This window comes from Nitratireductor sp. GZWM139 (genome assembly GCF_030068685.1).
Lineage (GTDB): Bacteria > Pseudomonadota > Alphaproteobacteria > Rhizobiales > Rhizobiaceae > Nitratireductor > Nitratireductor aquimarinus.
In genome coordinates, this window is the sequence record NZ_JAMQML010000004.1 from 23,327 (window position 1) to 43,932 (window position 20,606).

Below are 20,606 nucleotides of genomic sequence, written 5' to 3' on the forward strand. Positions count from 1 at the left end.
GGCACAGCCTGCGCCTCTTCCTTGTGGCACTGGTCTTTGCCCTCGCTGCGCCGGCCTCCGCTCAGGAGCCGGCCATCTCCGTGCCGGTCAAGGCGAGCCCGATCCGTCACTTTGCTGTGGGCTCCCACGAAACCCGTTTTGGCCCGCTGGAATTTGCCGGTGGTCTTTCCATGACCTCGCCGGTGGACCATTTCGGCGCATTCTCCTCCTTCCGCTTCATGTCGCCTGGCGCTGATGTCATCGGCGTTTCCGACACCGGTTTCTGGTTCTTCGGAACGCTCACCCGCGACGCCGAGGGGCGGCCAGCGGGCTTTGCCGATTTCAGCATGCAGCCCATGGTGGACGGCGCAGGCAGTTCCACGCGCGAGAAATGGACCACCGATGCCGAAGGCATTGCGGTGAAGGATGATCTGGCGACAGTCAGCTTCGAGCGCGTGCAGCGCATTGCGGAATTCGGGATCGAGCGCGGAGCCATGGGGGCCGCGATCCGCGATCTCGACTTCCTCGTGCCGCGCCACGAGCTGCGCAACAATCGCGGTTTCGAGACCATCGCTTACGCGCCCCCGGCAGGGCGGCTCGACGGTGCGCGTGTCGTCGTGGCCGAGCGCAGCATTGACGAAAACGGCAATTGCTTTGCGGCCATTCTGGAAGGGCCGCACAAGGGCGTCTTCACCGTCGCCCGCTCGGACGGGTTTGACATCACGGATGGCGCATTCCTGCCTGATGGCGATCTGCTCTTGCTGGAGCGGCGCTTCACGCTCGCCCAGGGCGTCGCCATGCGCCTGCGCCGCATCGATGGCGCAACCATCGCGCCGGGCAGCGTCGCCGACGGGCCGGTGCTCTTCACCGCCGGCATGGATTATCAGATCGACAATATGGAAGCGCTGGATGTCTGGCAGCGCGCCGATGGCGCGACCATGGTGTCACTCATGTCCGACGACAACCATTCGCTCCTGCAGCGCAATCTCTATCTGGAATTCCGGCTGCTTGGGGAGTGAGCGGCGGCTGGGGCTCTGCCACGGAGAGCTTAGGCTCCAACGCCGCCGCCCCCTTCTCCCCGCAAGCGGGGAGAAGGGGGCATTGCCGCTGTTCGGTGCCAAGCGTCCCCGTCCTTCGACAGGCTCAGGATGAGGACTATTTTGCTGATCACGCCCGCAAATAACGGTTCGGAATGAAGCGCCCGCAAGCTCAACAGCCCTCATCCTGAGCCTGTCGAAGGGCGAGGGCGCTTGGCACTGCCCTCCCAACTACTGCGCTTCTTCAACGTCTCACTATCGGGTTTGAGTGCCGGCGCACGCCCCTCATCCCCCTGCCGGGACCTTCTCCCCGCAAGCGGGGAGAAGGAAGCGTTTCTGTTGTTCGGTGCCAGGCGCCCTCGCCCTTCGACAGGCTCAGGATGAGGACTACTGAGCTTGCGGTGTGGTTCATTCCGAACCGTTGTTTACGGGCGTCATCAGCAAAACAGCCCTCATCCTGAGCCTGTCGAAGGGCTGAGCCTGTCGAAGGGCGAGGGTGCTTGGCGCTGCCTCTCAACCGCCGCGCTTCGCCTGCGTGGCCGCTTCGTCCACCGTCATCCCGTCTGCGCTCAGAACAACGCCAAACAGGTCTTCGGCTTCCGCCGCCGTGTAATACCCCAGCGCCACATCCTGCAGCACGCTATCTGGCGCGCGGCGCAGCGGATCGCCATAGCCGCCGCCGCCCGGTGTTCCAACCGCAACACGGTCGCCGGCTTTGAGCGGAATGTCCTGTTCCTTGGAAAGGTGCGGCGGGACATGGGCTGCACCATCCTGCCAGACAATCACCGCGTTGACCTTGCCGTCCCGGCCGCCAAGCACGCCCTGCGGGCCGGTGCGGCCATGGTCCATCACGAAGGAGGCGCGGGCCTCGCCACGCAGAAGCTCCACCTCGTAGGAAAGGCCGAACCCGCCGCGATGCTCGCCGGCGCCGCCCGAGCCCTCGCGCAGCGCGTAGCGGCGGTAAAGCACGGGGAAAGCCTGTTCCATCACCTCCACCGGAGGCGATTTGGAGATGCCGATGGTGGAGCAGCCATTGGTCAGGCCGTCATGGTCGATATTGCCGCCATAGCCGCCGCCGGAAATCTGGTACATCACGAAATCGCGGCCGCGCGCCGGATCGTGTCCGCCAAGCGCAAAATTTCCGCTGGAGCCGGCGGGCGCGGCGGTGACCTTTTCCGGCAGCGCCTTCACCATGGCGGCGAACACGGCCTCCGCAATGCGCTGCGAGACTTCGGCCGCACAGCCCGACACCGGTCGCGGATAGCACGCGTCGAGAAACGTGCCTTCCGGCCGGTTGATGATCAGCGGCTCGAACGCGCCCGCGCTGAGCGGCACTTCCGGGAAAATGTGGCGCATCGCCAGATAGACGGAGGAAAGCGTGGTGGCGAGCACACTGTTCATCGGTCCCGCGCAGGGCGGGCTCGATCCCTCGAAGTCGAAGGTCAGCGTGTCGCCCTTCTTTTCGATGGCAAGCGCGATGGTCAGCGGGGCGTCCACCACGCCGTCTGAATCCACGAAAGCCGCGCCGCGATAGACCCCGTCGGGGATCGGCGCAATCAGCGCGCGCATCTGCGTGGCCGCACGCCTGCGCAGCTCCGCAATGGCCTGGCGCACCGTGTCGTCGCCATAGCGGTCGAGCACCTGGGCAAGCCGTTCCGCGCCCACTTCCAGGGCCGCGCCCTGCGCCCGGATATCGCCGATGCGCTGGTCCGCAACGCGGATGTTGGAGCAGATGATCGCGTAGATTTCCGGGTCGAGTTCGCCCTTCTTGAAAAGCTTCACAGGCGGCAGGCGCAGACCTTCCTGCTCCACCGCCGTGGCAGAGGCGGAAAAGCCGCCGGGAACCGCACCGCCAATGTCCGGCCAGTGGCCGGTGTTGGAGAGCCAGCAGAAGATACCGCCATCGCGCCACACGGGCATGGCGAAGCGCACATCCATGAGATGCGTGCCGCCCAGATAGGGGTCGTTGACGATGTAGATGTCGCCGGGTTCGGGCGCTGCCGTCTCGCCGCCCGCGATGCGCTCGATGAGCGTGCGCGTGGAATACTGCATCACGCCGACAAAGACCGGCAGCCCGGCCGAGCCCTGCGCGATCAGCGCGCCGTCTTCGGCGGCGTAGATGCCATCCGAACGGTCGTTTGCCTCGGCGATGACGGGAGAGAAGGCGGCGCGTGAGAAGGTCAGGTCCATCTCGTCGCACACCTGCTGGAGCGCGGCCTGAATAACCGAAAGCGTGATGGCGTCGAGGGCGGGGGTGTTCGTGTCAGTCATCCGTGCCTCCCTTTTGCGTTGCCGCCACGCCCCTCATCCCCCTGCCGGGACCTTCTCCCCGCCTGCGGGGAGAAGGAGGCTTTCATCGGCGTTGCAGCCATCGCCCTTCTCCCCGCAGGCGGGGAGAAGGTGCCGGCAGGCGGATGAGGGGCAGGCGCGGCGTTCATCAGCTCGCTCCCACCGTGATGATGATGTTCCCATCCGCATCGGATGCCGCCCGGTCTCCGGGTTCGATCACCGTTGTCGTGTCGAGCTGTTCGAGGATCGCCGGCCCCTCGATCACCGCATCGAGCGGCAGCTTTTCGCGGGCATAGACCGGGGTGTCGTGCCAGCTTCCCGAAAACCAGACCCGTCGCGTTTCGCTCAGCGCGTCGGCAAGTGTGGCCACGCGCCCGGCCGGATCAATCAGGCTGGCGAGATCGATATCCGCGCGCACACCGATCACCGACGTGTTGAGATTGACGAGATTGGCGCGGATCTCCGGCAGGCGCACCTTGAAGCGTTTGTAATAGGCGTCCTCGAAGAGCGCCTGCAGCCTGTCGCGGTCTATTTCGGGGCCGGGCAGTGGCACGTTGATGAGGTGCGTCTGGCCGACAAACTGCATGTCCGCCGTGTGCACGCATTCGATGCGCTCCGGCTGAACGGTCTCCTGCGCGATCAGCGCTTCGCCCTCGGCGCGCTGTTCATCCAGCACGCTTCTGACCAGCGCCACATCGAGGCTTGCGACAGGGCGGTTCACCGTGCGCACGAAATCGTGTCGCAGATCGGCCACCACGCAGCCAAGCGCATTGGTGATGCCGGGGCGCGCCGGCACCATCACGCGCGGAATGCCCAGTTCACGGGCAAGCGCTGCCGCGTGCAACGGTCCCGCGCCGCCGAAAGCGAACAGCGCAAAGTCACGCGGGTCGTGACCCTTGCCGAGCGACACCATGCGGATCGCGCCGGCCATCTTGATGTTGGCGATTTTCAGCACCGCACCGGCTGCTTCCACGCCTGAAAGGCCGAGATCAAACCCGAGTTTCTCGGCAAAAATTTCTTCGACATCGGCAACGGAAACCGGATTGTCGACCGAGAGCAGCTTTTTGGGGTTCAGCCTGCCCAGAAGAAGATTGGCGTCGGAAATGGTCGGCTCCACGCCGCCACGGCCATAGCAGATCGGGCCGGGCTTTGCGCCCGCGCTCTGCGGCCCCACTTCCAGAAGCCCCGCATCGCTGACGCGCGCGATCGAGCCGCCGCCCGCGCCCACCGTGTGCACATCCACCATGGGCACGTGGATCGGCATGGCGTATTCCACCTCGATCTCGTTGGAGACCGCGGGCCGTGCGCCGCGCACCAGCGCGACATCCGTGGACGTGCCGCCCATGTCGTAGGTGATGTGATTGTCGACGCCCGCCCGCCGCGCGGTGAAGGCGGCGGCCATCACGCCTGAAGCCGGGCCGGACATCACCGTCTTGGCCGCTTCGCGGGCCACATGGGCGGCGGAGATCATGCCGCCATTGCCGTTCATCACCAGGAAGTCGCGCGCATAGCCGAGGCCTCGCAGCTCATTCGAAAGCCGGGCGACATAGCGTTCGAGGATCGGCTGCACCGAGGCGTTGACGGCGGCGGTCACGCCACGTTCGAATTCGCGCGCTTCCGAGAGCAGGGCGTGTCCAGTGGTGATGTAATCGTTGGGCCAGAGTTCGGCGGCGATTTCGGCTGCGCGCTTCTCATGCGCCGGGTTCGCATAGGCATGCAGGAAATGGATCACCAGCGAAACGCAGCCCGCATCGAGCAGCGCCTTGACCGCTTCGCGCACGCCCTCCTCGTCGAGCGGGGTGAGCGCATTGCCGGCAGCGTCCATGCGCTCGCCCACCTCCAGCCGCAGATTGCGCGGCACAACGGGTTTGAACGTGCCCGTCATGCCATAGGCCTGCGGCCGCGTGCGGCGGCCAAGCTCGATGATGTCGCGGAAACCGGCGGTGGTGATCATGCCGGTTCGCGCAAGCTGTCGCTCCAGAACCGCATTGGTCGTGGTGGTCGTGCCGTGCACGATCAGGCCGATTTCGGAGGCCGGTACGCCCGTCTCCCGAATGGCGTTGACGACGCCGAAGGCCTGGTTCTCGATGGTGGTCGGGGTCTTGGCGACACGCACCCGGGGGCCCATATCGGTGCCTGAACGTGTGTCGATCAGGATCAGGTCAGTGAAGGTGCCGCCCACATCGATGCCGGCGACCACAGAACCCGAATTGATGCCATTTTTCTCAACCATTGGGAAAATCCGGAATGCGAAACCTTTTTTGACCCGACGATATGAAATAGGTGTCGAACGCTGGAAACTTGACGTCAAATTCATTTGTATACTAATAATCTCGGCAGGCAAGAGCCGCCATTAATGCCGTGATTTGAGTTTGCATCCGCACCCGAAACAGGCATAGAGACTTCCGACCGAACGAGGAAAGTACCGATGGACAGCGCTGCGCTCCGCGAGGCCGAGGCCGAAAAGACAACCGAATTCCCGATTCCCGCCGGCTGTTATGCCGAACGCGTGACGTCGGTGAAACACTACACGGACAAGCTGTTCTCGTTCCGCATCACGCGGCCGCAGAGCTTCCGTTTCCGCTCCGGCGAGTTCGTGATGATCGGTCTTCCCAATGCCGCCAAGCCGGTGTTCCGCGCCTATTCCATCGCCAGCCCCAACTGGGATGAAGAGATTGAATTCTTCTCCATCAAGGTGTCGGATGGTCCGCTGACCCAGCACCTGCAGAAGATCCAGCCGGGCGACACGGTGCTGATGCGCCAGAAGTCCACCGGCACGCTGGTCAACGATGCGCTGACGCCGGCGAAAAACCTCTACATGATCTCCACCGGCACGGGCATTGCGCCTTTCGCAAGCCTGATCCGCGATCCGGAGACCTATGACAAGTTCGAGAACATCATCCTGACCCATACCTGCCGCGAAGTGGCGGAGCTGGAATATGGCAAGGAGCTGGTGGCCGCGCTCAAGGACGATCCGCTGATCGGCGAGCTGGTCGAGGGACGTCTGACGCATTTCACCTCCACCACGCGCGAGACCTCGCCTGTCATGGGCCGCATCACGACGCTGATCGAGAATGGCGAGCTGTTCAAGGCGCTCGGCACCGAACCCTTCAACCGCGAAAACGATCGCGTGATGATCTGCGGTTCGATGGAGATGCTGAAGGACGTCAAGGCGCTGACCGAGAAGGCGGGCCTCAAGGAAGGCTCCAACGCCGAGCCGGCCGATTTCGTCGTCGAACGCGCCTTCGTCGGCTAAGTCCTCGTCTGTTTGTCTGCCAGCATGACTGATATCCTCCTTGTCTCGGCCTGCGGGGAGAAGGTGCCGGCAGGCGGATGAGGGGCGTGCGCCAGCGCTCAAACCCGGCAGTGAGACGTTGCAGAGGCGCGGCGGTTGCGAGGGTCGAGCCAAGCGCCCCCGTCCTTCGACAGGCTCAGGATGAGGACTACTGGGCTTGCGGTGTGGTTCATTCCGAACCGTTGTTTGCGGGCGTCATCAACTCAACAGCCCTCATCCTGAGCCTGTCGAAGGACGGGGGCGCTTGGCGCCGAACAACAGCAACGCTTCACTCTCCCCGTGCACGGGGAGAAGGGGGCATATGCGCCGCGCGCGGTTACACAGCCTGGCGCTGCTTTGACCACATGTTTCGTGGACAGGTCCGTTGAGAAAGCCAGCCGACTGCCAGGCAGGTCGCCCTTCACATCGCCGACAAACAAACCTCCTGCTCCCCAACCCGTCACCCCTTGACCTCACGCATCAGCCATGACAAAAGCCAATCCATAATATCGATAAATCCGGATATTTGGATAATGCAAAAGTCAGAGGCCATCGACGCGCTTGCTGCTCTTGGGCAGGAAACCCGTCTCGACGTGTTTCGTCTGCTTGTTCGGACCGGGCCTGAAGGTCTGCCGGCGGGCGAGGTCGCAGCGCGGCTGGGCGTGGTGCAGAACACCGCCTCCACCCATCTCAAGGTTTTGGCTCAGTCCGGCATGATCCGCGCGGAGCGGGAAGGGCGGGTCATTCGCTACAAGGCGGACATGACCGGCTTCCGCGATCTCCTGTCCTTCCTCATGGAAGACTGCTGCAACGGAAATCCGGATCTCTGCCGCCCCGCCATCGAGGCGGCGACCTGCCATTGCTAGGAGGCAAGACCATGCGTGATCAGCCCTTCAACGTGCTTTTCCTGTGCACCGGGAACTCGGCCCGCTCGATCCTTGCGGAAGCGGTCCTGAACCGGGTTGGCGCAGGCCGCTTCAAGGCCTATTCGGCAGGCTCACAGCCCAGGGGTGCGGTGCATCCCTATGCGCTGGAACTGCTGGAGCACATGAACCATGACGTTTCCTTCGCGCGCTCGAAGGACTGGCACGAGTTCGCAACGCCCGATGCGCCGAAGCTGGATTTCGTCTTCACCCTGTGCGATAGCGCCGCCGAGGAGGCCTGTCCGGTCTGGCCGGGCCAGCCGATGACGGCGCACTGGGGCCTGCCGGATCCGGCGGCAGCCACCGGCACCGAGGCTGAGAAGCATCTCGCCTTTGCCGATGCCTATCGCATGCTCAACAACCGCATTTCCATTTTCACCGCGCTGCCGCTCGCCTCGCTCGACCGGCTTTCCCTGCAGCGCCGCCTTGATGATATCGGCCGCACCCCGGCGCATTCCCAATAGGATCCAAGAACCATGACTGACCAAACCCTGGACCGCGCGGGCAAACCGGCTGGCGGGATCGGCTTCTTCGAAAAATATCTTTCCGTCTGGGTGGCGCTCTGCATCATTGCCGGCATCGCGCTCGGCAATCTGATGCCCGGCCTGTTCGGCTTTCTTGCCGGGCTTGAATACGCCTCGGTCAATCTGGTCGTTGCCGTGCTTATCTGGGCCATGGTCTTCCCGATGATGGTCAATGTCGATTTTGCGAGCCTCAGCCACATTGGCGACCGGCCGAAGGGCCTCGTTCTGACGCTCTTCGTCAACTGGCTCGTCAAGCCCTTCACCATGGCCGCGCTCGGCGTCCTGTTCTTCGAATATGTCTTTGCCCCGTGGATCGAGCCCGCCGATGCGCAGCAATACATTGCGGGCCTGATCCTTCTGGGCGCAGCGCCCTGCACGGCCATGGTCTTCGTGTGGAGCCAGCTCACCCGCGGCGACGCCACCTACACGCTGGTGCAGGTGTCGCTCAACGATGTGGTGATGATCTTCGCCTTCGCGCCCATCGTCGCCCTGTTGCTCGGCGTGACGGACATCGTCGTGCCCTGGGAGACGCTGCTACTGGCCACAGGCCTCTATGTTGTCATTCCACTGGTCGCCGGCGCCCTGACGCGCAAATGGCTGACCGGCCGCGCCTCTGGCGCAGAGGCTGAAAAGGCGGTCTCAAGCTTCACCGCGTCGCTGAAACCCGTTTCCGTGATCGGCCTTCTGGTCACCGTGGTTCTGCTGTTCGGCTTTCAGGGTCATGTCATCGTTGAACGGCCCATTCTGATCGTGCTGATCGCGGTGCCGCTTCTGATCCAGTCCTATGGCATCTTCTTCCTGACCTATTTCGCGGCTCGCATCTGGAAAGTGCCGTTCAATGTCGCCGCGCCCTGCGCCCTCATCGGCACGTCGAACTTCTTCGAACTTGCGGTGGCTGTGGCCATCAGCCTGTTCGGCTTGAATTCCGGCGCCGCACTTGCCACGGTGGTGGGCGTGCTGGTCGAGGTTCCGGTGATGCTGTCGCTGGTCGCCTTTGCCAACCGCACCCAGGACTGGTTCCCCAAAAGCTGAGTGAGAAAACCCGAGAGCCGAGCGAGCCCCCCGAGTGCCGAGCGAGAAAACCCCCGAGAGCGGAGCGAGAAAACAATGACCGCAACCATCTATCACAACCCCAAATGCGGCACCTCGCGAAACGTGCTGGCCATGCTTCGCGAAGCCGGTGAAGAGCCGGTGGTGATCGAATATCTCAAGACGCCGCCCGGCCGTGAGAAGCTGGTGTCGCTGATCGCCGCCATGGGCGTGTCGCCGCGCGCGATCCTGCGCCAGAAGGGCACGCCCTATGACGAGCTTGGTCTTGGCGAAGACAAGTGGAGCGATGACGAACTGATCGATTTCATGGTCGAACACCCGATCCTGATGAACCGTCCCATCGTTGAAACCCCGCTTGGGACGAAGCTCTGCCGTCCGTCTGAAACCGTGCTGGAACTCCTGCCGGAAGACGCGGTGAAATCCTTCACCAAGGAAGACGGCGAGGTGGTGAAGTAGCGCGGAAGGTTCGGTAACCGCGCGAAATCCTCCCTTCACCGCTGTACATTTGTCTTCGACGCGCGTAGTACGGCGCAAAAGCGTTGGCAGAATGGCCGCGCTGCGCGCCCGCCAGGCTATCTGCATCAGATGATCTCTTAGAGCGCGCTCATTTCCGAAAGAAGATGAATGACCGAGTTCGAAGGCATTGTGCCGGCGCTTGGCCGGGCGTTGGATAAGCGCGGCTATACCGAATTGACCCAGGTGCAGAAGGCTGTGCTGGAACTGGAGCCCGCTGGCGCGGATGCGCTCGTTTCCGCACAGACCGGCTCCGGCAAGACCGTCGCCTTCGGCATCGCGCTGGCGCCGAGCCTGCTCGATGGCGGGGAGCGCTTTGATCGCGCTGCCGCCCCGCTCGGTCTCGCCGTCGCGCCGACCCGCGAACTGGCGCTTCAGGTCAAGCGCGAGCTTGAATGGCTTTACGCCGAGACCGGCGCGGTCATCGCTTCCTGTGTCGGCGGCATGGACATCCGCACCGAGCGCCGTGCGCTTGAGCGCGGTGCGCATATCGTCGTCGGTACGCCGGGTCGCCTGTGCGACCATATCCGCCGCAATGCGCTGGACATGTCGGATCTGCGCGCCGTCGTGCTGGACGAGGCCGACGAGATGCTCGATCTCGGCTTCCGCGAAGATCTGGAGTTCATTCTCGACGCAGCCCCCGCCGAGCGTCGCACGCTGATGTTCTCGGCCACGGTTTCGCGCACCATCGCCAATCTGGCGAAGAACTATCAGCGCGATGCGGTGCGCATCACCACCGCCGCCGAGCAGAAGCAGCATGTCGATATCGATTATCGTGGCTTCCTGGCCGTGCCGCAGGAGCGCGAGAACGCCATCATCAACGTGCTGCGCTATTATGAGGCGCGCAACGCACTGGTGTTCTGCAACACGCGCGCCACCGTCAATCATCTGACCGCGCGCTTCAACAATCGCGGCTTCTCGGTCGTCGCCCTGTCGGGTGAGCTGAGCCAGAGCGAGCGCACCCATGCGCTGCAGGCCATGCGCGACGGACGCGCCCGCGTCTGCGTGGCGACGGATGTTGCCGCCCGTGGCATTGATCTGCCCAATCTGGAACTGGTGGTTCACGCCGACCTGCCCACCAACACCGAAACGCTTCTGCACCGCAGTGGCCGCACCGGCCGCGCCGGGCGCAAGGGCGTCAGCGCGCTCATCGTTGCCCCCAATGGCCGCCGCCGCGCCGAGCGCCTTCTGCGCGACGCCAAGGTGCGCCTCGAATGGGGCAGCCCGCCCTCCGCTGAAGAGGTTCTGCGCCGCGACGACGAACGTCTCATGGCCGATCCGAACCTTGATGAGCCGATCCAGGAAAACGAGACCGAGTTCGTCGAGGCGCTGCTCGCCAAACATGGCGCGGAGCAGGTGGCGGCGGCTTTCGTGCGCCTTCATCGCGGCAAGCTTTCCGCGCCTGAAGATGTAACGGAAGTCACGATCTTCGATTCCGGCAGCGCGCGTGAAGAGCGCAAGCCGCGCCGTGAGGACTTCGACCAGAGCACCTGGTTCTCGCTGTCCGTCGGACGCAAGCAGAATGCCGAGCCGCGCTGGCTCATCCCGCTTCTGTGCCGGGCCGGCGAACTCACCAAGAGTGAGATCGGCGCGATCAAGATGCAGCAGGACGAGACCTATGTGGAACTTGACGCTGCCTGCGTGCAGCGTTTCCTGTCGACCATCGGTCCGGACGCTCTGCTGGAGCGCAGCATCCGCGTGGTGCAGCTCGATGGCGTTCCCGAGTTTGCGCCGCGCAACGGGCCAAAGCCCTTCGGCGCAAAACGCAGGCCGGCCGGCAAGCCGCATCGCAAGGGCGGTGGCGGCGAGTGGCGCGACGACGCCAAGCCATGGGCCAAGAAGGACGGCAAACCCGGCAAGCCGAAATTCGGCAAGCCCGCCGGCGGCAAGAAGAAGCCCCGCAAGAAGCCGGACTGACGGGGCTTCCCTTCAGAGAATCAAGAATGTTGCGCCGCGGAAAGAAATCGGGTTAAACACCGCGCATCCGCTCTGGACCCGGTGAAATTCCGGGTGGCTCTGCCGGCCGCTGATCCGCCGGCGCAACCTTGATAGTTCCTGTCTTGCCCGGCCGCAGAAGACTGACGGTGGCCGGGAAGTCATGTTTTCTGAAGGTTCAATGTTCTCTCTTTCCCATTACCGCGAAGAGTGGTTCGGCAATGTCCGGGCCGATCTCCTTTCCGGGCTGGTCGTCGCTCTGGCGCTCATTCCCGAAGCCATCGCTTTCTCCATCATTGCCGGCGTCGATCCCAAGGTCGGGCTCTACGCCTCCTTCTCCATCGCCGTCATCACCGCAATTGCCGGTGGCCGCCCAGGCATGATCTCGGCCGCCACGGCTGCAACCGCCGTGCTCATGGTCACGCTGGTCAAGGATCACGGCCTGCAATATCTGCTTGCCGCCACAGTTCTGGCCGGCCTTTTGCAGATCGGCGCGGGCCTGCTCAAGCTCGGTTATCTGATGCGCTTCGTGTCGCGTTCGGTCATGACCGGCTTCGTCAACGCGCTGGCCATTCTCATCTTCATGGCGCAGCTGCCCGAGCTGATCGGCGTGCCGAACCTCACCTATGTGATGGTCGCAGCCGGTCTTGCCATCATCTATCTGTTCCCGCGCATCACCAAGGCCGTGCCGTCGCCGCTCATCTGCATCATCGTGCTGACGGCGCTTTCCATCGGCTTCGGTCTCGACGTGCGCACGGTTGGCGACATGGGCGAACTGCCCTCCACGCTGCCGGTCTTCCTGCTGCCGGACATCCCGCTCAATCTGGAAACGCTGCAGATCATCCTGCCCTATTCGGCAGCCGTGGCTGCCGTGGGTCTGCTGGAATCGCTGATGACCGCCTCGCTGGTGGATGAACTCACCGACACGCCGAGCGACAAGAACCAGGAGTGCATCGGTCAGGGCCTTGCCAACACGGCGACCGGCTTTATCGGCGGCATGGCTGGCTGCGCCATGATCGGCCAGTCCATGATCAATGTGAAATCCGGCGGTCGCGGGCGTCTTTCCTGCTTTGCGGCCGGCGTGCTTCTCCTGTTCATGATCGTGATCCTGGGCGACTGGGTGCGCCAGATCCCCATGCCGGCGCTCGTCGCCATCATGATCATGGTGTCCATCGGCACGTTCTCCTGGTCGTCGATCAAGAATTTGCGGGAGCATCCGCTGTCGTCTTCCGTGGTCATGGTCGCCACCGTCGTCTGCGTGGTCTTCACGCACAATCTGGCGATCGGCGTTCTGGTCGGCGTCCTGCTCTCCGGCATCTTCTTTGCCGCCAAGATCGCGCAGATCTTCCGTGTCACCTCCACCCTGTCGGAAGACGGACGTCAGCGCACCTATCGGGTTGAGGGCCAGCTCTTCTTCGCTTCGGTGGAAGACTTCAACGCCGCCTTCGATTTCAAGGAAGCGCTGGACAAGGTCGTCATCGATGTCTCTCACGCGCACATCTGGGACATTTCCAGTGTTGGCGCGCTCGACATGATCGTGCTCAAATTCCGCCGTGACGGCGCAGAGGTCGAACTTGTCGGCATGAACCGGGCGAGCGAGACCATCGTTGACAAGCTCGGTATCCACGACAAGCCGGGTGCGCTTGAAAAACTGATGGGGCATTAGGAGGTAGAGATGTCAAAGATCACTGCATTCATCGACGGCTCCATCTATTCGCAGAGCGTGTGCCAACACGCAGCCTGGATCGCCGGACGGCTCGATGCCTCCGTGGAGCTTCTTCACCTGCTGGGCCGGCACGAAACCGGCAGCGCGCCGTCCGATCTGTCGGGCAACATCGCGCTCGGCGCGCGTTCTTCGCTGCTCAAGGAGCTCTCAGAGCTTGATGAGCAGCGCGCGCGTCTCGCCATGAAGCGTGGCCGCGCCATCCTCGAAGACGGTGAAGCCGCCGTGCGCGCCGCAGGCGTCGAGGCTGTGTCGGGTCGTCTGCGCCATGGCGATGTGGTCGACACGGTCGCAGAGGTTGAGGCCGATTCCGACCTTCTGGTCATCGGCAAGCGCGGTGAGGCGGCGGATTTCGCCAAGCTTCATCTGGGCTCCAATCTCGAGCGTGTCGTTCGCGCAAGTCACAAGCCGGTCTTCGTCGCGGCCCGCGCCTTCAAGCCCATCGAAAAGGTGCTCGTCGCCTATGATGGCGGTGCGAGCAGCATCAAGGCGGTCGACGCCATTTCCCGTTCGCCTCTGTTTGCGGGGCTCACCGTCAAGCTTCTGATGGTCGGAACCGACAACACCGAGGCGCGCAACCGTCTTGCAGAAGCCGAGGCCGTTCTGCGCGGTGCCGGTGTCGCGGTGCAGGGCGAGGTCGTGGCGGGTCAGCCCGAAACCGTCATCTCCGAGCGCGTCGAGAGCGAGAATTTCGGCCTTCTGGTGATGGGAGCCTATGGCCATTCGCGCATCCGCAGCCTGATCATCGGCTCGACCACGACCGAGATGCTGCGCTCCTGCAAAATCCCGGTCATGCTGTTCCGCTAAAGCAATTCCAGGAAAAGCGGGAACCGGTTTTCCGTCCGGAATTGCGTAAGACAATGAATTAGACCGCTTTGCGTCCATACGGACGCACAAATGCACGGATCAACGAGATGACGGGCGCGGCAGCTCTTTCAGCGCCGCGCCCGTCATGTCATGAATGCCAGAACCTCATTCCAAGGAAAGGGCGCAAGCCATGGCCGAAACCTTCGTCATCGCCCAGGGCGGCGGTCCCACCGCCGTCATCAACCAGACCGTCGTTGGCGCAACGCTGGAAGCCATGAAGCGCTATCCCGGCTGTCGTGTGCTCGGTGCGCTGCACGGCGTGCGCGGCATTCGCGATGGACGCTTTGTCACCCTGTCCGATCTCTCCGAGAGCGAACTTCTGCGCATTGCCGCCACGCCAAGTGCTGCGCTGGGCTCCACCCGCGACAAGCCGAATGCGGCCTATTGCGAAGAGATCATGAAGGGGCTGAAAGCCGTCAGCGCGGACGCCTTCATCAACATTGGCGGCAATGACACGTCCGGCACCCAGGCCATCCTGCGCGATGCATCGGGCGGCGGCATGACCTTCATGCATGCTCCCAAGACCATCGACAATGATCTGATGGAAAACGATCACACGCCGGGCTTCATCTCCGCCGGTGAAATGGTGGCCGGCGCGTTCCTGAGCGTCGATCTGGATTTCCGCGCCCTGCCGGGTGTCTATGTGGGCATCGTCATGGGCCGCCACGCGGGCTTTCTCACGGCTGCCGCCGCTGCATGGGCGCTGGATGAGGAGAGCGGTCCGCATCTCGTCTATGTGCCCGAGCGCGCCTTCGAGCGCGGTCGTTTCATCGAAGACGTCAAGGCCACGGTCGCCCGCCATGGCCGCTGTGTCGTCGCCATGTCGGAAGGCGTTTCGGACGCCGATGGCCACTCGCTCATCGAAACGCTTGTGCCCGCCGAAATGCAGGAGCGCGATGCGCACGGCAATCTCAAGCTCTCCGGCAGCGATCTCGGTCAGGCCATCGAGCGCATTCTTGCCGAGGATCTCGCCGGTCAGCGCGCCCGTGTCGACACGTTCGGCTATCTGCCGCGCGGCAACATCGCCACGATCAGCGAAACCGATGCGCGCGAAGCCTTCGAGGCCGGTGCATTTGCCGTTGGCTCCGTGGAACAGGGCGATGGCTCTGTCGCCCTGCAGTTCGATGGCGAAAAGACGGTCTGCCGTCTGGTCGATCTCGATGCCGTCGCCGGCAAGACCCGCCACATGCCCGAGAGCTATCTCAAGCCGGATGAGAACCGTCTTTCCGACGAAGGCCTTGCCTATCTGCAGCGCCTCCTGCCGCGCCGCTTCGATCCGGCAAAGCCTTTCGTCTGACGAAAGAAGGCAGGCGGCGCATTTCTGTAGCCGCCTGTCGGTTCGGCAAGGGAGCGAACGTCCTCTGGAGGCACAGACAGAGCTTTAAGGGAGACGAATGATGATCGTCATTGCCGGCCATATGACCGTTTCGCCCGCAGCGCGGCATGCCCATGTCGCCGCCCACGCAGACATGATCCGCCGTGCGCGTAGCCACCCCGGCTGCGTCGATTTTGCGATCTGCGAAGACGCGCTCGATCCGGGCCGGGTGAACCTGTTCGAATTGTGGGAAAGTGAGGCGGCGCTGAATGCCTGGCGCCGTGTCGCGAACCCGCCTGCAGGCGATGTTCAGCTGTCTGCAATCGAGGTGCAGAAGCATCATGTCAGCCATTCCGGACCTCCATTCTGAGGCCCGGAAGGCTTGGTATGCGTGTTAGCGCTTGCGCACGAATTCCGTGCGAAGAACGAGACCCTTGATGCCTTCGTGGCGGCAGTCGATCTCTTCCTTGTTGTCCGTCAGGCGGATCGTCTTGATCACGGTGCCGCGCTTCAGCGTCTGGCCTGCGCCCTTCACCTTCAGATCCTTGATCAGCGTCACGGAATCGCCGTCCGCCAGCGGGTTTCCTTCCGCGTCGACGACCGCGCCGCGCTGTGCTTCAAGAGCGGCCATTTCCGAGGCCGGCATCCATTCGCCGGTCACGTCGTCATATACATAGTCGTCATTGCTGTCGGTCATATCGTGCCTTCTTCTGCACCGGGCCACGGGCCCGGCGCTTCCTCTAACCGGCGGCAGCGTCGTCGGATCTACTTCCGAACGAACGTGCCGTCCTTCAACTGGTCGAAATACTCCACGCGGACCTCTTTGGCCAGATCACCATCCATGCTGAATGTGACGGCCGAGACGGAGCCCGCCATGGCGTTCTCGTTGCGCGGGCGGAAAGTGAACGCATCGCCCGTCCAGTGCTCCAGCGGGAAGGTGCTGGACGTGCCTTCCACCTTCATGACGAGGCCGTCCTTGTCTTCCTCGACAATGAGGTTGCCGAAATAGTCATTGGCGAACGTGCCGGTGTAGGCGGCGTCTTCGCGCGCGGGCTTTGCGTCTTCAGGCGCTTTCTGTCCCGCAAGTTCGCCAAACGGCGCCAGCATCGGCGCGAAGGCGATGGGATACATGGCAAGCCAGTCGCGCTGCATCTCGCCAAACTGCACCAGATCCATGAAGCTCATGGAGATGCCTTCAGCCAGACCGATGGGCTGCGCATTGGTCAGGACCACGATGCCGATATCGGCGGAAGGGATCATGATGAAATTGGTTGCCGCACCGAGGGCAAAAGCGCCCGAATGGCTGATCATGACACGCCCTGCCGGCGAAACGCCGACACCAAAACCGTAACCGTAAAAGCTGGCGCGTGCAGCGGGTGTCGCGGGCTTGCCGGAAACCACCTGCGGGCTGAGAGCCGGCAGGAGAGCCTCGGCGTCGACAATGCTGCGACCGTCAAATTCGCCATTGCCGAGCACCATGCGCAGCCATTTCGCCATGTCGTTCACGCTGGCGCTCACACCGCCCGCCGGCGACTGCGCATCGGGATCGCGCTGGAAAAGCACCTCCCACGCATCGCCCTCGCGCATGTGGCCATGGGCGCGGTTGTCACGCGCCAGAAAATCCTTCAGCCGGGAGGAGGTGCTCTCCATGCCGAGCGGCTTGTAGATGGCATCGTCGCTGAGCGTTGCCCAGTCCTTGCCGGCCACGCCCGCCACGGCCTCTGCCGCAGCCGTCAGGCCGAAATTCGTATAGGCGTATTGCAGGCGGAACGCGCCGACTTTCAGATGCCGGAGCTGTTCCAGGATGACCTGGCGCGGAAAGCCCAGATCTTCGAGATCATCGCCCGCATGGTCGGGCAGGCCCGAGCGGTGCGCGTAAAGATCGCCAACGGTCAGGAGCGCCGTGCTGTTGGGATTGGAAAGCTTGAACCAGGGCAGGATGTCGGCCATCGGCGTGTTCCAGTCGACCACGCCTTCGCCCACCTGTTGCGCCACCACGGTCGCGCCAACGGATTTGGACAGCGAGGCAAGCTGGAACGCCGTGTCGGTGTCGACGGCTGCTTCCTCGCCTGCCTTGCGCACGCCATAGCCCTTGGCGAACAGGACCTCGTCCTTGCGCACCACGGCAACCGCGAGACCCGGCACGCCGGTCTCCTTCATGGCGTTCTGGATGAGGGCGTCGAGCGCCTCGACGGCCTTCTCGATCTGGCCATCGGGAATGGCGACGCCCGCAGTCTGTGCGGGTGGCGGCAGATCGTTGGCCAGCGCGGCTGCCGGCGCGGCGGTCAGGGCCAGCGCGGTTGCGGCTGCGAGAATGCGGGACGCCATGGTGAAATCTCCAGTGTGAACGGGTTGGGCCGCCAGTTGTGGCGACAAGTCTTTAACGAAATAAAAACGCCGGCTTAGCACCTGCCTCTAGCTGAACAGATGCCGCTCTTTTTCTACCAGCTCGCTGATGAAGGCTGCCGCCACCTGAATGCGGCGGGTGGGGCGCATGGATTCATGGTAGACGGTCCAGTAGCTGCGGCGGATCGGTCCCGCCCAGTCAATCGGCACAAGGTCATCGTGCCTGCGCGCGATGAAAGTGTGCAGAATGCCGATGCCCGCGCCGGCGCGCACGGCTTCCACCTGGCCCATGGCCGATGAAACGGCAAAGTCCGTTCTCCAGTTTTCGGAGACCTCGGCGGCGTAATCCAGTGTCGGGCTGAAAACCAGATCGGGCACATATCCCACCAGCCTGTGGGCGGAGAGATCGGCGGCCTGCTTCGGCAGGTCGTGTGCCTGCGCATAGTCTTTCGAGGCATAGAGACCGAGCGTGTAGTCCACCAGCTTTGCGGCCACCAGCCGGCCTTCCGTCGGGCGGTCCACGGTCACTGCAATGTCGGCCTCGCGGCGCGAAAGCGATAGCGAACGTGGAACGGGCACGAGCTGCACTGAAAGCCCCGGATGCCGCGCGGTCAGCGCGCCCAGCCGGGGCGCAAGAAAGGCAACGCCAAAACCGTCCGGGGCGCCGATCCGCACCGTCCCGGTCACGTCTTCGCTCTCGCCGGCAATCTCGGCGCGCGCGGCGATCATGTCGGCTTCCATGCGTTCCGCCGTTGCCAGCAATTGCTCGCCCGCCGCCGTCAACTCCGTGCCTGTCGTCAGGCGGTGAAAGAGCTTTGCGCCAATCGCATCCTCCAGCGCCGCCACCCGCCTTGAGACGGTTGCGTGATTGAGGCCGAGCCGCTTGGCCGCGCCCAGTATCTGGCCGGCCCGTGCAACGGCGAGAAACACGCGCACATCGTCCCAGTTCATGCCATTCCTCCCGGTTAGGCGTTTTCTGCACGGTATATCCTATTTCGACTTTAATTTTTGCACAACGGTTGCTGTTTGCATCGCGTTGCCAAACAGCCGTCGAGTGAAGACAATGCCGGCGACTTCATAACCAGGGAGAAGCCTCATGGAGGATTTCGGTCATTTCATCGGCGGCAAGCGCGTCGCCGGCACGAGCGGGCGCAGCCAGGACGTCATGCAGCCCATGGATGGCTCGGTGCGTGGCAAGGTCGCCCTTGCGAGCGCAGCCGAGGTGCGCGCCGCTGTCGAGAATGCGAAGGCGGCACAGCCGGGATGGGCGAACACCAATCCGCAGCGTCGCGTGCGCGTGCTGATGAAGTTCCTCGAGCTGGTCCACCGCGAGTATGACGAGCTGGCAGAACTGCTCGCCCGCGAGCATGGCAAGACCATTCCGGACGCCAAGGGCGATATCCAGCGTGGCCTCGAAGTGGTCGAGGTCTGCATCGGCGCGCCGCACATGATGAAGGGCGAATACACCGAAGGCGCAGGCCCCGGCATCGACGTCTATTCCATGCGTCAGCCGCTTGGTGTCGTCGCCGGCATCACGCCGTTCAACTTCCCGGCCATGATCCCGCTCTGGAAGATTGCTCCGGCCATCGCCTGCGGCAACGCCTTCATCCTGAAGCCGTCCGAGCGCGATCCGGGTGTGCCGATGCGCATTGCGGAGCTCTTCCTTGAGGCCGGTCTGCCCGAGGGCATTCTCAATGTCGTCAACGGCGACAAGGAAGCCGTCGATGCGATCCTCGACGATCCGGACATCAAGGCCGTCGGCTTTGTCGGCTCCACGCCCATCGCCCAGTACATCTATGGCCGCGCCACCGCCAACGGCAAGCGCGCCCAGTGCTTTGGCGGCGCGAAGAACCATCTCATCATCATGCCCGACGCCGACATGGACCAGACGGTCGATGCGCTGATCGGCGCTGGCTATGGTTCCGCCGGTGAGCGCTGCATGGCCGTTTCCGTCGCTGTTCCGGTGGGCCAGGAAACCGCCGACCGGCTGATCGAGAAGCTCATTCCGCGCGTCGAAAGCCTGAAGGTCGGTCCGTCGACAGACGCTGCCGCAGACTTCGGCCCGCTCGTCACCCGGCAGGCGCTGGAGCGCGTGAAGGGCTATGTCGATCTCGGCGTCGAGGAAGGTGCGAAGCTCGTCGTCGACGGCCGCGACTTCAAGATGCAGGGCTATGAAAACGGCTACTATATGGGCGGCTGCCTCTTCGACAATGTCACGAAGGACATGCGCATCTACAAGGAAGAGATCTTCGGTCCCGTCCTCTCCGTGGTGCGCGCCAATACTTATGAAGAAGCGCTCGCACTGCCCAACGATCACGAATACGGCAATGGTGTTTCCATCTTCACCCGCGACGGTGATGCCGCCCGTGACTTCGCCGCGCGCGTCAATGTCGGCATGGTGGGTGTGAATGTCCCCATTCCGGTGCCGATTGCGTATTATACTTTCGGAGGATGGAAGGCCTCTGCATTCGGCGATTTGAACCAGCACGGACCGGATGCATTCCGCTTCTACACGAAGACGAAAACGGTCACCTCGCGTTGGCCCTCTGGCGTCAAAGAAGGCGCAGAATTCGTCATTCCGACGATGAATTAGCCTGTTTTTCGCGTTTATCGCTCGATTTTGAAGACACCCGCATCGGTTCCCGGTGCGGGTGTTTTTGCATTTTGAAACAGACGATTTTATCCGGTCATTTTTGTCTCAAACTTGCAATAATGATGCGCGGTAACGGTAAATGCCGGGACGATCCGCCGATTTTTTCAAAATCGCGCCGTTCAATGCGATGACATTGCATTGGTCCAGTGCTAGCTTCCCGCGTCAAGAAGAGCTGGAA

The 20,606-nt window shown here is 63.2% G+C and carries 17 protein-coding genes and 1 other annotated feature; of the genes, 12 read left to right on the top strand and 5 right to left on the bottom strand.

What is annotated here, in order from left to right; translation table 11 throughout:
- The first annotated feature begins 29 nt into the window (after positions 1-29).
- On the top strand, positions 30-998 hold the full coding sequence (locus NDI72_RS05890; RefSeq protein ID WP_502888376.1) for an esterase-like activity of phytase family protein: 969 nt from the start codon (positions 30-32) through the stop codon (positions 996-998).
- A gap of 531 nt (positions 999-1,529) precedes the next feature.
- Here NDI72_RS05890 and NDI72_RS05895 read toward each other — a convergent pair.
- Both NDI72_RS05895 and NDI72_RS05900 read right to left on the bottom strand, forming a co-directional pair.
- Complete coding sequence (locus NDI72_RS05895; RefSeq protein ID WP_283799922.1) at positions 1,530-3,287, bottom strand: hydantoinase B/oxoprolinase family protein; 1,758 nt, start codon at positions 3,285-3,287, stop codon at positions 1,530-1,532.
- 166 nt (positions 3,288-3,453) lie between these two features.
- The gene (locus NDI72_RS05900) at positions 3,454-5,538 is read right to left on the bottom strand and encodes a hydantoinase/oxoprolinase family protein (protein WP_283799923.1); all 2,085 of its coding nucleotides are present in this window, start codon (positions 5,536-5,538) and stop codon (positions 3,454-3,456) included.
- A 195-nt stretch (positions 5,539-5,733) separates the two neighbouring features.
- On the opposite strand from NDI72_RS05900, the gene NDI72_RS05905 reads away from it, so the two are divergent.
- The 10 genes from NDI72_RS05905 to NDI72_RS05950 all read left to right on the top strand — a co-directional run bounded on the left by NDI72_RS05905 (position 5,734) and on the right by NDI72_RS05950 (position 15,799).
- Entirely contained in the window at positions 5,734-6,561 is an 828-nt protein-coding gene (locus NDI72_RS05905; RefSeq protein ID WP_283799924.1) for a ferredoxin--NADP reductase, read from the top strand.
- A gap of 551 nt (positions 6,562-7,112) precedes the next feature.
- Positions 7,113-7,445, top strand: coding sequence for an ArsR/SmtB family transcription factor (locus NDI72_RS05910; RefSeq protein ID WP_206548431.1), 333 nt, complete (start codon positions 7,113-7,115; stop codon positions 7,443-7,445).
- Positions 7,446-7,456: 11 nt separating this feature from the next.
- Positions 7,457-7,966: an arsenate reductase ArsC gene (locus tag NDI72_RS05915; protein WP_283799925.1), complete on the top strand. Its 510-nt coding sequence runs from the start codon at positions 7,457-7,459 to the stop codon at positions 7,964-7,966.
- 12 nt (positions 7,967-7,978) lie between these two features.
- Positions 7,979-9,058: an ACR3 family arsenite efflux transporter gene (gene arsB, locus NDI72_RS05920; RefSeq protein ID WP_206546086.1), complete on the top strand. Its 1,080-nt coding sequence runs from the start codon at positions 7,979-7,981 to the stop codon at positions 9,056-9,058.
- 75 nt (positions 9,059-9,133) lie between these two features.
- A complete protein-coding gene (gene arsC / locus NDI72_RS05925; RefSeq protein ID WP_113153320.1) occupies positions 9,134-9,532 on the top strand; it encodes an arsenate reductase (glutaredoxin) in 399 nt (132 codons plus the stop codon).
- Positions 9,533-9,700: 168 nt separating this feature from the next.
- Positions 9,701-11,506: a DEAD/DEAH box helicase gene (locus tag NDI72_RS05930; RefSeq protein WP_206548429.1), complete on the top strand. Its 1,806-nt coding sequence runs from the start codon at positions 9,701-9,703 to the stop codon at positions 11,504-11,506.
- A 71-nt stretch (positions 11,507-11,577) separates the two neighbouring features.
- Positions 11,578-11,633, top strand: a sequence feature (sul1 is cis-regulatory element that is thought to sense ions involved in sulfur or methionine metabolism; They are found in Alphaproteobacteria).
- Positions 11,634-11,705: 72 nt separating this feature from the next.
- Positions 11,706-13,190 (top strand): SulP family inorganic anion transporter, encoded by a 1,485-nt coding sequence (locus NDI72_RS05935; RefSeq protein ID WP_283799926.1) that lies wholly within the window; start codon positions 11,706-11,708, stop codon positions 13,188-13,190.
- Positions 13,191-13,199: 9 nt separating this feature from the next.
- Positions 13,200-14,054: a universal stress protein gene (locus NDI72_RS05940; protein ID WP_283799927.1), complete on the top strand. Its 855-nt coding sequence runs from the start codon at positions 13,200-13,202 to the stop codon at positions 14,052-14,054.
- Positions 14,055-14,244: 190 nt separating this feature from the next.
- Positions 14,245-15,411 (top strand): diphosphate--fructose-6-phosphate 1-phosphotransferase, encoded by a 1,167-nt coding sequence (locus NDI72_RS05945; protein ID WP_206548427.1) that lies wholly within the window; start codon positions 14,245-14,247, stop codon positions 15,409-15,411.
- A gap of 100 nt (positions 15,412-15,511) precedes the next feature.
- Complete coding sequence (locus NDI72_RS05950; RefSeq protein ID WP_283799928.1) at positions 15,512-15,799, top strand: putative quinol monooxygenase; 288 nt, start codon at positions 15,512-15,514, stop codon at positions 15,797-15,799.
- A 24-nt stretch (positions 15,800-15,823) separates the two neighbouring features.
- On the opposite strand, the gene NDI72_RS05955 is transcribed toward NDI72_RS05950, so the two are convergent.
- The 3 genes from NDI72_RS05955 to NDI72_RS05965 all read right to left on the bottom strand — a co-directional run bounded on the left by NDI72_RS05955 (position 15,824) and on the right by NDI72_RS05965 (position 18,726).
- Positions 15,824-16,126: an alkylphosphonate utilization protein gene (locus NDI72_RS05955; protein WP_113153315.1), complete on the bottom strand. Its 303-nt coding sequence runs from the start codon at positions 16,124-16,126 to the stop codon at positions 15,824-15,826.
- A gap of 68 nt (positions 16,127-16,194) precedes the next feature.
- Positions 16,195-17,757, bottom strand: coding sequence for a serine hydrolase (locus NDI72_RS05960; protein ID WP_283799929.1), 1,563 nt, complete (start codon positions 17,755-17,757; stop codon positions 16,195-16,197).
- Positions 17,758-17,844: 87 nt separating this feature from the next.
- Entirely contained in the window at positions 17,845-18,726 is an 882-nt protein-coding gene (locus NDI72_RS05965) for a LysR family transcriptional regulator (protein ID WP_113153313.1), read from the bottom strand.
- 145 nt (positions 18,727-18,871) lie between these two features.
- Here NDI72_RS05965 and NDI72_RS05970 point away from each other — a divergent pair, with 145 nt between their 5' ends.
- Entirely contained in the window at positions 18,872-20,368 is a 1,497-nt protein-coding gene (locus NDI72_RS05970) for a CoA-acylating methylmalonate-semialdehyde dehydrogenase (protein WP_283799930.1), read from the top strand.
- The last annotated feature ends 238 nt before the right edge of the window (positions 20,369-20,606 follow it).